Below are 14,829 nucleotides of genomic sequence, written 5' to 3' on the forward strand. Positions count from 1 at the left end.
TCTCAGTTCTCCCCTCACCCCGGAGCTTGGAAAGCGGGCGTGCGCCTCGCCGCTCTGAGGTTGCAGCAAATTTGATCCGGCGATACACTCCCGCCCCGTACAGCGGCCCGAAAAACGGATTGCCCTCTCACAATCTCGCCGAGGCCGACAGCGGACTCTCATCTCAGATTCACCGACCTCTCCTCATTTCACAGTTGCCATGCCTGCTGCCGCTATTGGCGGCAATCTATATTGCGCGCGTCCTGGCATGTTGCCGGCTGCGGACTTTTGTTTGTCCAAGATTTTTCATTGGTGCGGCGATGATCTCCCTCTCCAAAACTCAATTCAGCACATTGTTCCTGGCATTGATCCCCCTGTGTGTTGTGGGCTGTACTGTCGCCCCGCCACGCATTTCGGGATATCCCACCGGCGTTCCGCCGGCAACGCATCAAGCCTTGCAACAACAACAGGCCAACTTGATGGCCCGCTTTGAAGAGTTGAACGCGCGCACCGCCAGTTTGGACGCCGATAACCAGCGACTGCAGGCGCACCTCGCACAGCAACAACAACAGACGGCAAAGATGCAAGCTTCGTTGCAACAGAGTCGAGACACGGTCGCGGATCTACGTGATGAACTGACCATCGAACGTCGCAACCAAGGCTCGTATGCCGGCCAAGGTGCACTGCCTTCGACTGAAGTCGGTTATACCCCCGCCGGGAATCTGCCGTTGGCCAACATTCCTGGTGCGGATGTCAATCAAGATGGCGGCGACATACGGATTCGTCTCGACGGCGCCCAATTGTTCGCATCCGGAAAGGCGTCGATCAAAAACACTTCGCAAAACTCGAAACTGATCGACGATGTCGTCTCGACGATTCAGTCCCAATACCCACAACAGCGCGTGACCGTCGAAGGACACACCGACTCCGACCCGATTCGCCGTAGCAGTTGGAAAAACAACGAAGAACTCTCACTCGGTCGCGCACGGGCGGTCTATCATGCGCTACGAAAACGGGGACTCCCGGAGGCGCAGTTGTCGGTCGCCGGATACGGTTCCTCGCGTCCGTTGGCCGATAACAACAGCCCAGCGGGCAAAGCCCGCAACCGCCGTGTGGAAATCGTCATCCACGCCCAATCGGCCCGCTAAAACTTTGGTGTGCAACCGAAGGAACGGCGTGTGACTGGATCTGCCAGTGCTTGATTCGTCGTTCCCAGATTTGGATTTGCACTGGCAAAGCCAGTGGCACCCCATTTCAAGCTGCTGTTGGCCCCAAGACGTGCTTGGTCATTGGGGCAACCTACCCTGCGGGCGTTATTGCTCTTTCGCTTTCGGCGATTTGACGACGCCCCACATGTTGCCGATCACCTCGCCGTGACGCCAGGTCCCCGCGTATTGGCCTTCGTGGAAGAGTACGCGGCAGCTAAACGTTCCCAGTCCCGGGATGGCGACTTTGGTGAGCGAAATCATGGGCGTATCATCGGCCCATTTCACAGGCAGCGGCATGGGGATCGCCGGCTTATCACCATACTGAAATGTGAACAGCCAAAATCCGTTGGGCATTTTCTTTAAGTCCACGATTTTATAGGTGTCCTTCTTCGGCTCGGACTCCTGGCCATCTTTGATCACGGAGAAATTCCCGATCAGCTCCGCCCCCTTGAGCATCTTCTGAAATTGCGCCTCATGCGGATTCAGTTCTTCGCCAGTCGGAGCCTCATCGGCGGCTTGCAGTGCGAAACTGGCGAAAATGGCGACGGACAACACCGACAGGCAGGCGATTTTAGGAATCATGATTTCTTTCTCCATGAGATAAGTGGTCAGTATTCGTCGGGGAACCAGCAATCCAGGCAGCGTAAACCATTACAGGACAGTCGGTTGCGCACGTACCCCTGTGTTTTAATGCGGTCATCGCGGCGTCTGGGCCGGTTGGGAACTTCAATTATTTTCCGGTCATCCCAAAATTATGGCCAATTGGGCTAAGAATCAAAACCAACCGGCGAATTACCTGTTGTCTGCTGGTCAATATCATAGCGGCTCAACGGAGCCGGGCCACTGGGACAAATGTTCCGCATATCAGAGGGAGAACAGAAATGATTAAGAAAGCAATTTTGAGTACAGCCGCCTTGGCGCTGGTCGGAACATTCGTCTTCGGCCGGGACGCTGCCAGTTACGTAAAGACCTCGGCCACGATGGTCAAAGATTCAATCCGGTCCGAAGTGCCGCCGGAATTGGAAATTGAACGGGCACGGGATCTGGTGAACAACCTGCTTCCGGACATTCGCGACACGATGCGGCAAATCGCCGAAGCGGAAGTCGATGTCGAACATCGCACGGCTCAAATCATGCGAGATGAAGATGAGTTGGCCCGTCAAAAACAAGAAATGTTGGCACTGAAGAGTTACGTGCAAAACGGCGAAGAAGTTCGCTACGTCGGCCGCACCTACTCGGAAGCGGAAATGAAGCAGGACTTGGCACGACGTTTTGAGCGGTTCCAATTGGCCGAACAAACGTTGGAAAGTCATCGCAAGATCTTGAAGGCACGTGAGCAAGTCGTGATCTCGGCTCGCAGCAAATTGGAAAACATGATGGCTTCCAAACGCGATCTGCAAGTCAAGATCGAGAACCTGGATGCCCGCTTGCAAGCTCTGCAGGCTGCCGAAGCTGCTAGCGACTGCAACATTGACGACTCCCGCTTGTCGCGAGCCAAGCAGTTGATTGCTGACTTGAACAAGCAACTGGATGTGAAAGGCAAGATGTTGGATGCCGAAGAACGGCTAACACCGATGATTCCGGTGCACACCGGTCCGATGGTTCCGGAAGACTTGAACGAACAGATCGATCAATACTTCCACCTGAATGAGTCAGGCGACACGACGTCTAAGACGGATGCTTAAATCTAAACTGGCTCTCGCCCTCCGGCAATTTGTCGGGGGGTTGGGGCCGTTCGGAGTTTGCTGAAACGGTTTCGCCACGCGAAGCGCTCGCCGGGTTTGCGAAAAAGAGAAACAACCTCGGGTGGCCGGCTGCCCGGTTGCCCTTTTTTTGATGGCGTAGAACTTTTAGTCTGCTCGGAGTGTCAAGCCCCTGCTGAGCAGTGAGCCTCGCAAGAATGCACGGCTCAGCAGGAGCTTCGCCCTCCCAGTCACTCGTTCTAAACTGGAATTTACGGATCGGTTCTTGGGAATGTGGCGGATTTCCTTTGATGAAAATGATCCCCTGGCCGGGGAAATGCGTTAAAATCAAGCGGAGTAGGACCGGTGGTGATGCAAGGAAACTTCGGGTTAGGAAACTCCGCGACGCCCGCAACAGGGGCGGTCGCTTTGGGTGGTGCCGATATGGATGGTGAGCGCTATATACTGTGGATTGACCGCGTCGGGGCGTTTTTGTTGTGCCTGGGCGAACGGGTTTCGCTGGGAGGACCGGTGTCTGGACCTCCCGCAGCTGATGTCGCCTTGTTGGCGAATTTGTCACGCCGGCACGCCGAAATCGTTCGCAGCGGCGAAGGGTACTATCTGCAGGCTGCCGCGGCGGCAACGGTTGCCGGACGTATGGTGCACGAACAAACAAATCTTGCGGATGGGAATGAAATTCAATTGGGAGAGAGCGTCAAATTGCAATTCCGATTGCCGACGATCATCAGCGGAACGGCGCGGCTCGATTTTGTCAGCGATCACCGCCCCTCGCGCGCTGTCGATGCGGTGGTGCTCATGGAGGACACGTGCATTTTAGGCCCGGGTGCAGATAGCCATATCCGTTGTTCGGGTTGGGACCATACCATCCTGTTGCATCGCAGCAGCGGTCAGCTGTGTTGTAAATCGCGATCAGATATTTATGTGGATAACCAACACGCCAAATCGAGCATGCCGCTCACAGACGGATCGATCGTCACCAGCATCGATGGAAGGTTTCGATTGGAAGCGGTGCAGTGAGAAACAGAAAACCGACGAGTGGATTGTCAGGTTGATCACTGAAGGCGAGCAGACAAATTTGTAGTGGAGAACTGAGGAGAACAACATGGCGGATGACCGCCGTTCCGGGCCAGTGAGTCTGGGTTGCGGAACATTGATTGTGATTGGGCTGATTGTGCTCATCTTTAGCGGCGGCGGCAGAATTCAACAAATGAGCGATGACCTTAGCAATATGCGGACGGACATCAATAACCTCCGGACGGTGATCGAAAAGCAAAATCAAACCAGCGAAGACCAAACACAGGCTATCGAAAAACAAACACAGGAAATACGGGAACTGAAAAACGCGATTGGGCAGGAACCGAAACTTCCGCAGCCGTGAGTCATGCGGCCAACGAGATGTGAATTCAAAACAACACCCCGATTTCTATAACATAGGGACTACGACGTGCCCGGTACCCTAGCCAAAACATTACCCCACCTACCACAGGGCGGCAGAACCATGAAATTCACCTTTCAGCCGGAATCGAAGCCGCTGGACGGTTACACGATCAAACGCGCCATTGATCGTGGCGGCTTCGGCGAGGTCTACTACGCCCTGAGCGACTCCGGGAAGGAGGTCGCTCTGAAGCTGCTCCAGCGGAACATGGATGTTGAATTACGGGGGATTCGTCAGTGCATGAATCTCAAGCATCCGAATCTGATGACGATCTTCGACATCAAAACCGACTCCGACGGTGACCATTGGGTGATCCTGGAATTCATGTCGGGGCAGACGCTGGAACAGGTGCTGGACAACCATCCGCAAGGCATGCCGATGCAGGAGGTTTTGCATTGGCTGGATGGAATCGCAGCGGGGGCGGCTTATTTGCACGACCGCGGCGTTGTGCATCGCGACCTCAAGCCGGCAAACCTGTTTATCGATGCGGGCACGATCAAAATTGGCGACATTGGGCTTTCCAAATACATCACCCCCAGCCGGCGGAGCGGACATACCGAAAGCGTGGGGACGGTGCACTACATGGCACCGGAGGTGGCGCATGGGCGGTACGGGAACGAGTTGGATGTCTACAGCACAGCTGTGATGGTCTATGAGATGATCACCGGCACGGTTCCCTTTGATGGGGAGAGTACCGGCGAGATCATCATGAAGCATCTCACAGAACAGCCCGACCTGAGCAAGCTTCCAGAAAAACTGCGGCCGATTCTAGGTCGAGCCCTGGAAAAAGATCCCAAGCAGCGAACGCACAGCATCGCGCAATTCGCGCGGCTGGTCAAAGAAGCAGTCTTGGGGAACAACGGCGCTCCGGCTAAACCGACTGCGACGGAAATCCCAGAGGATTCTTTTGTGGCGGCCGCTGCGGTGGAGCCCTCGGCTCCTCCCAAAAACGGTTCCCCAAAACCGGAACGTCCCGAACGTCCCAGCCACGAACGGCACACGCAGGCGTATCGGGGTGAAAATCAACCGCACCACAGTGAGCCAAAAAGTGGAGAATCGAACCACCGCATCTTTTGGATATTGCTCGCCGTCGTCGCTGTCGTTGCCGCATTGGGACCGGGCCCCATGTTCCGTTCCGCAATCGTGGTCGGGATTGTTGGAGGCATCGGTTATTTTCTGTATTGGTTGTTCTTTATTCCTTTCAAACCGGCAAAACTGTCGCCTGAGAGCCGTGAGAAGTTACGAAAAGAAGCGGACAGCCTATTCGACAACTTGGCAGAACAGCACAAGCCGGCCGTTGCGGACGTGCCGCCGCCGGTCGTTAAACCGGCCGCACATCGGAAACCTCAGCCACAAGTGATCCCGGTCAAAAAGGGCAAGACGTGGCTGCGTCACAAATCGTCGGCACTCACCCCGCTCACGATTCGTCCGGTGCACATGCGGGACCGTTTGGCCTCTGCGGCGCAATCGATGACCATGGCGGTCATTTTCTCGCTGCCGATCGTCGGTGTGATTACTTTTCTGTTGCCGGACCTACAGGACCCGGCGCGGGCGGGGCTGTTCGGATTTATGACGATTATCGCCTCATGGTTGGTGTTGTTGCCGTCGAAGATGTGGGAAGGGACCGCCACCGAGCCGACGATTCGCCGATTGGTATTGCTCAGCGCGGGTGTTGTCGTCGGGGTGTTAGCGTTTGGTCTCGATCAAACCTTGATGGTCGATGTTCCCAATATCACGCGTGAAGTTGACGCCAACGATGCCATGTTTACCAAAGTCGGCGATCAGCCATTGCTGACCGAGAATTCCGTGACTCTTCAGTCGCAACCGGGGATGCCTTACTCCGACGCACGCTGGATCAAGTACCAGCCGACGTTGGCCGGGTATGTTGTCTTCTTCGCCGCCCTGTTTGGCATCCGTCGTTGGTGGTGGCATGCCGATGCGTTTCGGCCGAAGCGGTTTCGCGTTAGCTCGCTGTTGCTCACGGGATTAGTCGGGTTTCTGATCACAACCATCTTCGCCTTCCCGCACGGCTGGGCAGCTTTGTGGGCGGTGGCGATCTCGGCCGTCGTACAACTCGCCGCGACATGGGCGCCGCCGAATGTTCGTCCGGCAATGATGGAGGACAACTAAGATGAGCCCTAAAACAACAATATTATTTCCCGGTGCATTATTGCTACTGCTGGTCATCGGCGGATTCTGCCTGTGGGGGCTGAGTGCCTTGTTCCGCAAGTTCGGAGTTAGCAAATCGCTGTTGGCGGCATTATTGTTATTGCCAGCATTAGCAGTCGGGATGATTCTATTGTCGCTGATAAGTTTCCGTAGCCAGAACGTGCAAATAGCACGCGAAACGCAGCAACGCGCCATTTTGCAACAACACGAAGCTATCCAAGCACAGCACCGGGCGATCCAGGAACATGCTGAGCAAATCCACCGCACAGCGGATGCGAATATCGAACATGCCCGTCGCATGGTAGATGCACACACTGAGAGTTCGGAGAGTCATTTCTCCGAACTGGTCCAGGTGCCAAACGAGGCCGTCACAGTGCGGACGGACTACAACTGGATGTTCCTATCGGTCGTGGCAGTCATTGCTATGTTGGTTTTGTCGGGGATGATAGGGGCCTCGGTCTACCTATCAGCGCAGGGGGGTACGTTGCAATGGCGGGCGGTTGGCTCGAAGTTGCTTTCGATCGCGTGGGTGGTTCCCATACTTATTATGGCGGCGATTCCGATGTATATGATCGTAGGCAAACTTGGTGGCTGGACGACTCCGGTCGTCGTATCGCAAGTCGTCGCCACGACTGCCGTGACAATGCAAGACGTTGATCGCGCCACGACAACCGGAGACGTGCCCGATTGGGTGTCCGCTCCAACGCAGAACGACGGCCAAACCCGTGTGGTGGTGGTGCGCAGTCATTTCAGCCCAGCTGTCGATGCCTCGGATACAGAGCGTGCCATCAGCCTTGCCCAAAACGAAGTCTACAATGAAGCGGCTCAACAGATACGCGCGTACTTTGGCGAGACGTACCCGGTGCAAAACAATTGGCCGATTCCCGATGAAATCGTGCGCCGCGCCATTGGCAAAGTCCATCTGCTCGAAAAGGACGTAGATGGCGGCGGAAAAGTCTATCGGCGATTTGCTCAGGTGAATTTGAACCCCGGCATTCGTCAAAAACTGTTACCGCAATGGCAAAAGGCGACCACGCAGAACCGTCTCTGGACGCTCTGCGCCGGAATGGGACTCTTAACGTTATTGCTGGGAACAACCGCTAGCTATCTGCGATTAGATCGCATGACAGACGGGGCATACCGCGGCCGGTTGAAGCTAGCCTCGTTTTCGGTAGTGACCGCGGTCGCTTTGGTTGCAGTCCTGATTGTCGGCTGATTCACCGCAGGGCAACATCCGCAGCGAATGCACCGATCCGGTGCGCGGCTGCCCCTGCTGGCTCGAGCAGCAGTGTTTCAAGACGTTCGCACATTTTGCACTGGCGGACAAGCCGCCAGTGGCACCCGTTTACGGGCAGGCTACTTGCCGCTACGGCTTCTGATTATTCGAGGGCTGACGCAAGTGGAGTGCGTGCGCGTCGAGGTAGTTGCAAACCGCATCCAATGCTCCTTTTGCCAAGCTAGCTTCGGCTTCGGTGCAGGAGTATTGCTTTTTCAGCTCCACATCGGAATGGATGATATTGCGGTATTCACGCAGAGTGACATCAATGGCGTTGGCGCGGTCCTTGGGCAGAATATCCACATCCGCGGCGACATTGATCAACTGATACATCGTCCACTGCCCTTTTTCGATCCGTTTGGTCTTGGGGGCTTTGGGGCTGGCTTTGGCCAGCTGGATCACCTCGTCCGATGCTGTTAATTGGTCCACCAGAATCGCTTCCAAAATACTACCCGCCAAGACTACGGTGCTTTTCCAGGCTCCGGCGGGAAATAAGATCAACGAAAGTTCGCGATAGTCGCGTTTGATGATCCGTCGCAGTTCGCTGGAGGCGATAAAGTCAAACGCCCGCACCTGAGCGCTACTGCCGATCCCGGCATAGTGATCCAGTACGTGCAATAGGTCATCCATGTTTGGCAAACCGGACTGGTGCAGATGGTTGTCATCATAGCCACGGATATTCATCCGCAAGATGATAAAGTCATACTGCACATCAGGAAGAAAGTCCCGCGGATCAAGGCGATCCAGTTCCTCGGCAAGGACTTTGACCAAGGCTGTCCGATTGGCGCGCGCGGAACTCACTGCGACGGCAAGTTTCCGAATGTATCCGACCATGAGCGACCTTCTGAGGAGGAGTGCAGCGCAGATCCATCTCGCAAAGAGAGGATTGTCGAGCCAAACAATCTGGCCCGGTTTTAGAGTGCACAGACCTTCGACACAATACCAATTGACACGGATAAACGAATAAGGTTCTTGGGTGTTTATCAATTTCGAAATTAATGCCCCGCGATCTCGAAATCAACGCTGGTTATCGTAAAACGCCACGAGCCGTTCAGGAGCGACGCCGCATTGTGCCAACACGACCAGCATCCAATTCGTCGCCGTCTGCCGCACCACGCCACGTTGTTGCCATCGACGCGCGGAGACGCGAATTTTTTGGTCCAGCAGCACGAATCGGCCTTCATACCGCAACTGTTTCATCAAAAATAAATCTTCCATCAGCTTCAATGGAGGAAACCCACCCAGCCGTCGAAACACGTTGGCCTTGACGAAAATCCCTTGGTCGCCGTAAGCCAACCGCAGACTGCGAACCCGTAGCGCATTGCCCCACTCCAAAGCACGATACCGAAGTCCACTGGCGCCGATCTGCTGACGGAAACATCCCCCCACGCAATCGGTCTCCGCACAGGCGGCGCGGGCCGCTGCGAGGCATCCTGGTTCCAAACGGCAATCAGCATGCAGAAACAACAAGATCTCCCCCGTGGCTACCGCAGCGCCGGCATTTTGCTGGCCACCGCGTCCCGGCGCGACGCTGAGTACAATATCCGCGGCGGCGGACTTCGCTAACGTATCGTCACTGCTGCCCCCATCGACGACGATCGTCTGCACCTGACCGGCATCCTGCGTCGATTGCAGCGCCGCCTCGATATTGGTCGCTTCGTTCAGCGTGGGGATAATGACGGAGATTTGCACGAGAGACGCGGGCTTTAGGCTGAGAGGTTTTTGCAGACAATCATTCGCAACGTGTCGACCATTGTTGCCACCCACCACATACGTCGTCAATTCAGCGCACAGCTTACTAACGGTGGTCCTACCGAAATCGAGGGCGCCTCCAACTCCCCTCAAGCCTGTCCCCTCACGCCTCACCCTTTCGGTGAAATTTAGCATCCTAAAACGAACAGTGTGGGCCGTTGCTAGCACAAAGGTATGTGGTTGCGTTAGGATGCGTTGTTGCAGCGCTGAGGAGTTCCTAGGGGCTTAGGTCCGCAGTTCCGAAGTAACGGATGCGGTTCATTAGAGAAAGTTATCAACGTGCGTGTTGCGTATTTGGATTGTTCGACGGGGATTAGCGGTGACATGACGCTCGGTGCGTTGTTGGATGCCGGTGTGGATGAAGCGGCGATTCGCGCGGGGATCGCTTCGTTGGACCTGCCCGATGTTCGGCTGGAAATCAACGAGGTGATGAAGGGTGACTTTCGCGCCAAGCATGTCCGCGTCGTGCATCCCGAACAACACGCGCATCGTCATCTGTCAGACATTGTGACGTTGATCGATAACGCATCGGCGCTCACCGAGTCGCAGCGGGCGTTAGCAAAACGTATTTTTCACGATGTGGCAGCTGCGGAGGCCAAAGTGCATGGCGCGACGGTCGAGCAAGTCCACTTTCATGAAGTCGGCGCAATCGATTCGATCGTCGACATTGTCGGCGCCGCGATTGGGTTTGACCTGCTCGGCGCGGATCGCGTGGTCAGCAGTCCGCTGCCGACCGGACGCGGGCAAATTCGCATTGCTCACGGAATCTGTACCGTCCCCGCACCGGGCACGGCGGAGTTGCTCAAAGGGATTCCGCTGGTGGATGTGCCGATCGAAGCGGAATTAACCACGCCCACCGGGGCGGCGATTGTCGCAAATGTCGTTGATCATTTCGGTGCGTTGCCGGAGATGCAAATCGAAAACGTGGGCTACGGAGCCGGCACCAAGGATTTTCCTGAGCGGGCCAATCTGTTGCGGATCTTTGTCGGCATGGCGACCGCTACGCCGGATGTGGACTACGTTTCGATATTGGAAACCAATCTGGACGATGTCTCCGGTGAGGTGATTGGTTATACCAAGCAAAAATTGTTCGATGCCGGCGCGTTAGATGTCTATTCTACGCCCGTACAAATGAAAAAAGACCGCCCCGCAGTCGTGTTGAGCGTGATTTGTCGACCGGCAGACCGAGGCGCATTGGAATCGATCCTATTCGCCGAAACTGGGACGTTTGGGATCCGGCATCATGTTCTGGAACGTTCCAAGCGTGCCCGTGAGCTGCATGAGGTCGCCACGATTTGGGGAACGGTTCGGGGAAAGATAGGTTGGCGGCATGGCGAACCGGCGATCTTTACCCCGGAATTCGACTCGTGTGCCAAAATCGCTGAACAAAATGGAGTGCCGCTACGGGATGTGTATCGCGCAGCCGAAAGCGCGTATCAACCACAAACGTCCACTTCGCCGGCGACAGGCAAACCAGATCACGCGCATGACCATTCGCATAGTCACGACCATACGCACGATCATGATCATACTCACGACCACAGCCATGATCACGACCACGGACATGACCATGGGCATGACCACTAATCAGCATCCAGCCTGCGGCTCGTTCGAGGGCAGAATCTGAACGGATGAAGCGTCGTTCACGGAAAATAATCGGCCGACATTGCTACCAACAGGAGGTTTGGTGATGCCTAGTAGCGGAGTAATGATTTTGGGCGGACTGATGCTGCTCGTCATGGCGTTTTTGCTGCGGCGGAGTTTCACTCAGTCCAAGGTCAGTCGGAATCGCGATCCGCAGAAAGAAGCGCATGCGGATATTCACGCCGCCGAGTCGAGCTACACAGCGGCGATCAATAAAATGGAATTGCGGGTGAATGAGTATGCCCGCGAGGTGGAAGGGCGTATCGGTACAAAAATCGCCGTACTCGACCGTTTGCTCGCCGAAGCGGAGACATCGATTAAACGATTGGAAGAACTCTCGCAGCAACGCCCGGCAGGTGAAAACACCACCGGGACCGAAGCGGCGGGAGACGAAAGTGGTGCAGAGGAATCGTAAATCACTCACCATGCGCGGTGATGATAAGACGATGGGGCCGACACAGGGTTGTCGGGGGGACGAAATTGCCGAACGGATCAACAAAGCCGCAACATACATGCGGTTGATTCGCAAGATGCGTCACGATTGAAGAGAATTGCGACGCCGGATAAACCAGTCGGAGTGGATGAACAGCCCATGTTAAAACTCGAAACTGCGGTTTTGGACAGGATCGCCCAAGAAGTGGGCGTGAAATCATCACAGGTGGCCGGCACCATCGAGTTGCTGGATGACGGAAACACCGTGCCGTTCATCACGCGTTACCGCAAGGAACGGACGGGAAATCTGGATGAAGTGCAGATTCGCGACATCCAACAGCGCGTGAAGTCCCACCGACAATTGCGGGAACGGGCAGCGACGATACTCAAGTCGATCGAATCGCAAGACAAACTCACACCGCAATTGCAACAACAAATCGAAGCGGCCCAGACGCTGGCCGAGTTGGAAGATTTGTACCTGCCGTACCGCCCCAAGAAACGGACGCGTGCCCAGATTGCCCGTGAACGCGGGTTGGAAGGGTTTGCAGAGCAACTGTGGAGCGAGGATCCGGCGGTCGATTCGCCCCGCGCGGCCGCGGCCCAACATGTGAACCCCGAACAGGAACTGGCCACAGCCGACGACGTGCTGCAGGGGGCGTCCGATATTTTGGCGGAACGGATTGCAGAAGACGGCAGCGTCCGCGAGTCCGCTCGCCGCGTCGCTTTGAAAACCGGCCGGTTAAAAATCACAGCGGCCGGTAAAGAAGCGGACGAATCGTTTCGTGATTATTTTGACTACTCCGAAGCAGTCAGCAAGATTCCTCCGCACCGCGTGCTGGCCATCAATCGCGGCGAAACCGAGTCGGCACTGCGTGTGAAATTTGTCTGGGACGGCGACGCAGCCCAAGCGAAAACGGTCCGGTTACTGAAATTGAATGAACATCGTTTCGCGCTATTCATGATGGACGTATCGGCCGATGCGTTATCGCGGTTGATTCTGCCGTCGCTGGAACGAGAGCTGCGTCGTGATTTGACACAGCGCGCCGAGCAACATGCGATTGAAGTCTTCGCCCGGAATCTACGAAACCTGTTGTTGCAACCGCCGGTGCGCGGCCAACGGGTTCTGGCGATTGATCCTGGATTTCGGACCGGCTGCAAAATCGCGGTCTTGGATGAAACCGGCAATTGCGTGGCGACCGATGTGGTGTACATCACCGGATCACAATCGAAAAAGGCGGCCGCCCGCGACAAGCTGGCAGAGTTGGTCGCAGAGCACAGTTGTCATCTGATTGCCATCGGCAACGGCACCGCTTGCCGCGAGACCGAGGAGATCGCCGCGGAGTTGATCGCCGAATCGCATGCGGATTTGCGGTATGTGATTGTGAATGAAGCGGGTGCTAGTATTTATTCAGCCAGCGACGCTGGTCGCGAAGAATTTCCCGACTACGACGCAACGACCCGCGGCACCATCTCCATCGGACGCCGCTTGCAGGACCCGTTGAGCGAATTGGTGAAGATCGAACCACAGCATATCGGCGTGGGCATGTATCAACACGACGTCAGTCCCAAATCGCTCAAAGAATCGTTGGATGAAGTCATCGAGTCATGCGTGAATTATGTCGGCGTGGATCTCAACACATCCGGCACGGCACTGTTGAGTCATGTTTCGGGACTCAATCGGCGGACGGCAGCCAATATTGTCAGTTGGCGGAACGAACATGGGTCGTTTCGCACGCGACGGCAACTGCTGGAGGTCGCCGGTTTGGGACAGGCGACCTATACGCAAGCGGCCGGTTTTTTGAAAATCACCAGTGGTGATGAACCGTTGGATGCGACGTGGATCCATCCGGAAAGTTATCCGACCACACGGCGCTTGTTGGAGCGTTTTCAGTTGCCCTCGGAAAAGGTGACGCGCGATGAAACGGTTCGAGAGACATTGCAGCAGCGGGTTGCCGAATTGGACCGCCCGTCATTGGCCCAGGAATTTGAAATCGGTCTGCCGACATTGACCGATATTCTAGACGCACTGGTCCGCCCCGGTCGTGATCCCCGGGCCGATTTGCCCGCACCGGTTTTCAAAAGCGATATCCTCAAGCTTGAAGACCTGCAACCCGGAATGACGCTGCAAGGGACGGTGCTGAACGTGGTAGATTTTGGGGCGTTTGTCGATATTGGCCTGAAGGACAGCGGCCTGGTCCACATCAGCAAACTGGCCGATCAATACGTCAAAAACCCGCACGATATCGTCGCTGTGGGGGACGTGGTCACGGTCCGCGTCGAGGAAATCGACTCAGTACGTCGTCGTGTTTCGCTCACCATGCGCAGCGCGTGAATTCTCAGTCCTCCCCAAACTCGCCGCAAATGTTTGTGCCCATGGGGTGCGTTGCGCGACGGGGGTGACTAAAATGTCCCACCAACGACTGGAGCATTCCCCTGGTGCCGAAACAAGGCGGGGAATGACCGTCAGACGGCAGTTCGCATTGGAACGGTCAAACGACAGGGATCAAACAAAACTTTTTGAATCGTAAGCAGCAGGAAAAGAGGCACGACCATGAAATGGCCCGTATTTTTCGCATTGGCAACTGCGGTCTGTTGGGGGATGTATGGCCCCGCTTTGGGGAAATCGCGGGCGGCACTGCACAGCCCGTTTACACCATACGTAGCAATTGGCCTGGCCTATTTATTCTGGGGCGTCGGCGGGGGCGTGCTGGGAATGATGTATAACGGGGACACCTTTTCGCTGTCCGGCCCCGGTGGAGTGTGGGGCTTCATTGCCGGGACACTGGGAGCCTGGGGAGCCTTCACGTTGACGTTGGCGATGTACAGCGGCGGTATGGCAATGCCTAATATCGTGATGCCGGTTGTATTTGGCGGGGCGGTGACCGTCTCGGCATTGGTATCGCTCTATAGCGTGGGGGACAAAGTTCCCATCAATCCGATGTTGTATGTCGGGGTCGTGGGAATGTTCATCTGCATCGTGATCGTGGCTTACTTCACCCCCCATGCCGCTCCACATGGCAAAGCCCCTGCCTCAGATTCCGTCGAAGTGTCGGCCGAAAGCGAATGATTGACGGTTCTCTGAGATTAGGAAATAAAGCCACGGATGAACACGGATGAAACACGGAATCTCCTGGTGAGTCTCCGACTGCTCCGGCGTACCAGCGCTGGAAGTTACCTCCGACGATCAACATGGCTACGGCTCTCTTTTGATCCGTGTCTGTTCCGTGTGAA

13 protein-coding genes are annotated in these 14,829 nt (G+C 55.8%); 10 read left to right on the forward strand and 3 right to left on the reverse strand.

The window, feature by feature from the left end:
- Positions 1 to 299: 299 nt before the first annotated feature.
- On the forward strand, positions 300 to 1,127 hold the full coding sequence (locus Mal52_RS20250; protein WP_145378335.1) for an OmpA/MotB family protein: 828 nt from the start codon (positions 300 to 302) through the stop codon (positions 1,125 to 1,127).
- Positions 1,128 to 1,292: 165 nt separating this feature from the next.
- On the opposite strand, the gene Mal52_RS20255 is transcribed toward Mal52_RS20250, so the two are convergent.
- Positions 1,293 to 1,769 (reverse strand): hypothetical protein, encoded by a 477-nt coding sequence (locus Mal52_RS20255; protein WP_197534354.1) that lies wholly within the window; start codon positions 1,767 to 1,769, stop codon positions 1,293 to 1,295.
- A 299-nt stretch (positions 1,770 to 2,068) separates the two neighbouring features.
- Between Mal52_RS20255 and Mal52_RS20260 the strand changes: the two genes are divergently transcribed.
- From Mal52_RS20260 to Mal52_RS20280, 5 genes are all read left to right on the forward strand, one after another.
- On the forward strand, positions 2,069 to 2,872 hold the full coding sequence (locus Mal52_RS20260) for a hypothetical protein (protein ID WP_145378336.1): 804 nt from the start codon (positions 2,069 to 2,071) through the stop codon (positions 2,870 to 2,872).
- A 369-nt stretch (positions 2,873 to 3,241) separates the two neighbouring features.
- Positions 3,242 to 3,907, forward strand: coding sequence for an FHA domain-containing protein (locus Mal52_RS20265; protein WP_145378337.1), 666 nt, complete (start codon positions 3,242 to 3,244; stop codon positions 3,905 to 3,907).
- 85 nt (positions 3,908 to 3,992) lie between these two features.
- Positions 3,993 to 4,268 (forward strand): hypothetical protein, encoded by a 276-nt coding sequence (locus Mal52_RS20270; protein ID WP_145378338.1) that lies wholly within the window; start codon positions 3,993 to 3,995, stop codon positions 4,266 to 4,268.
- A gap of 120 nt (positions 4,269 to 4,388) precedes the next feature.
- Positions 4,389 to 6,455, forward strand: coding sequence for a serine/threonine protein kinase (locus Mal52_RS20275; RefSeq protein ID WP_145378339.1), 2,067 nt, complete (start codon positions 4,389 to 4,391; stop codon positions 6,453 to 6,455).
- A 1-nt stretch (position 6,456) separates the two neighbouring features.
- On the forward strand, positions 6,457 to 7,710 hold the full coding sequence (locus tag Mal52_RS20280) for a hypothetical protein (protein WP_145378340.1): 1,254 nt from the start codon (positions 6,457 to 6,459) through the stop codon (positions 7,708 to 7,710).
- 150 nt (positions 7,711 to 7,860) lie between these two features.
- Here the strand turns inward: Mal52_RS20280 and Mal52_RS20285 are convergent, their stop codons facing one another.
- A complete protein-coding gene (locus Mal52_RS20285; RefSeq protein ID WP_145378341.1) occupies positions 7,861 to 8,604 on the reverse strand; it encodes a hypothetical protein in 744 nt (247 codons plus the stop codon).
- 183 nt (positions 8,605 to 8,787) lie between these two features.
- Positions 8,788 to 9,462 (reverse strand): TIGR04283 family arsenosugar biosynthesis glycosyltransferase, encoded by a 675-nt coding sequence (locus Mal52_RS20290; protein ID WP_197534355.1) that lies wholly within the window; start codon positions 9,460 to 9,462, stop codon positions 8,788 to 8,790.
- Positions 9,463 to 9,801: 339 nt separating this feature from the next.
- Between Mal52_RS20290 and larC the strand changes: the two genes are divergently transcribed.
- The 4 genes from larC to Mal52_RS20310 all read left to right on the forward strand — a co-directional run bounded on the left by larC (position 9,802) and on the right by Mal52_RS20310 (position 14,665).
- Positions 9,802 to 11,109, forward strand: coding sequence for a nickel pincer cofactor biosynthesis protein LarC (larC, locus tag Mal52_RS20295; RefSeq protein ID WP_145378343.1), 1,308 nt, complete (start codon positions 9,802 to 9,804; stop codon positions 11,107 to 11,109).
- A 103-nt stretch (positions 11,110 to 11,212) separates the two neighbouring features.
- Positions 11,213 to 11,581, forward strand: coding sequence for a hypothetical protein (locus tag Mal52_RS20300; protein ID WP_145378344.1), 369 nt, complete (start codon positions 11,213 to 11,215; stop codon positions 11,579 to 11,581).
- Between the two features lie 177 nt (positions 11,582 to 11,758).
- Positions 11,759 to 13,930, forward strand: coding sequence for a Tex family protein (locus Mal52_RS20305; protein WP_145378345.1), 2,172 nt, complete (start codon positions 11,759 to 11,761; stop codon positions 13,928 to 13,930).
- A gap of 219 nt (positions 13,931 to 14,149) precedes the next feature.
- Positions 14,150 to 14,665 (forward strand): hypothetical protein, encoded by a 516-nt coding sequence (locus Mal52_RS20310; RefSeq protein ID WP_145378346.1) that lies wholly within the window; start codon positions 14,150 to 14,152, stop codon positions 14,663 to 14,665.
- Positions 14,666 to 14,829: the final 164 nt, after the last annotated feature.

The sequence above is a fragment of the Symmachiella dynata genome (genome assembly GCF_007747995.1).
Lineage (GTDB): Bacteria > Planctomycetota > Planctomycetia > Planctomycetales > Planctomycetaceae > Symmachiella > Symmachiella dynata.

Excerpts from the sequence above, each read along its gene's own strand:
- Mal52_RS20305 (WP_145378345.1), top strand. The coding sequence starts at position 11,759 with ATGTTAAAACTCGAAACTGCGGTTTTGGACAGGATCGCCCAAGAAGTG.
- Mal52_RS20265 (WP_145378337.1), top strand. The coding sequence starts at position 3,242 with ATGCAAGGAAACTTCGGGTTAGGAAACTCCGCGACGCCCGCAACAGGG.
- Mal52_RS20310 (WP_145378346.1), top strand. The coding sequence starts at position 14,150 with ATGAAATGGCCCGTATTTTTCGCATTGGCAACTGCGGTCTGTTGGGGG.
- Mal52_RS20255 (WP_197534354.1), bottom strand. The coding sequence starts at position 1,769 with ATGATTCCTAAAATCGCCTGCCTGTCGGTGTTGTCCGTCGCCATTTTC.
- Mal52_RS20275 (WP_145378339.1), top strand. The coding sequence starts at position 4,389 with ATGAAATTCACCTTTCAGCCGGAATCGAAGCCGCTGGACGGTTACACG.
- Mal52_RS20270 (WP_145378338.1), top strand. The coding sequence starts at position 3,993 with ATGGCGGATGACCGCCGTTCCGGGCCAGTGAGTCTGGGTTGCGGAACA.
- Mal52_RS20280 (WP_145378340.1), top strand. The coding sequence starts at position 6,457 with ATGAGCCCTAAAACAACAATATTATTTCCCGGTGCATTATTGCTACTG.
- Mal52_RS20285 (WP_145378341.1), bottom strand. The coding sequence starts at position 8,604 with ATGGTCGGATACATTCGGAAACTTGCCGTCGCAGTGAGTTCCGCGCGC.
- Mal52_RS20250 (WP_145378335.1), top strand. The coding sequence starts at position 300 with ATGATCTCCCTCTCCAAAACTCAATTCAGCACATTGTTCCTGGCATTG.
- Mal52_RS20260 (WP_145378336.1), top strand. The coding sequence starts at position 2,069 with ATGATTAAGAAAGCAATTTTGAGTACAGCCGCCTTGGCGCTGGTCGGA.
- Mal52_RS20300 (WP_145378344.1), top strand. The coding sequence starts at position 11,213 with ATGCCTAGTAGCGGAGTAATGATTTTGGGCGGACTGATGCTGCTCGTC.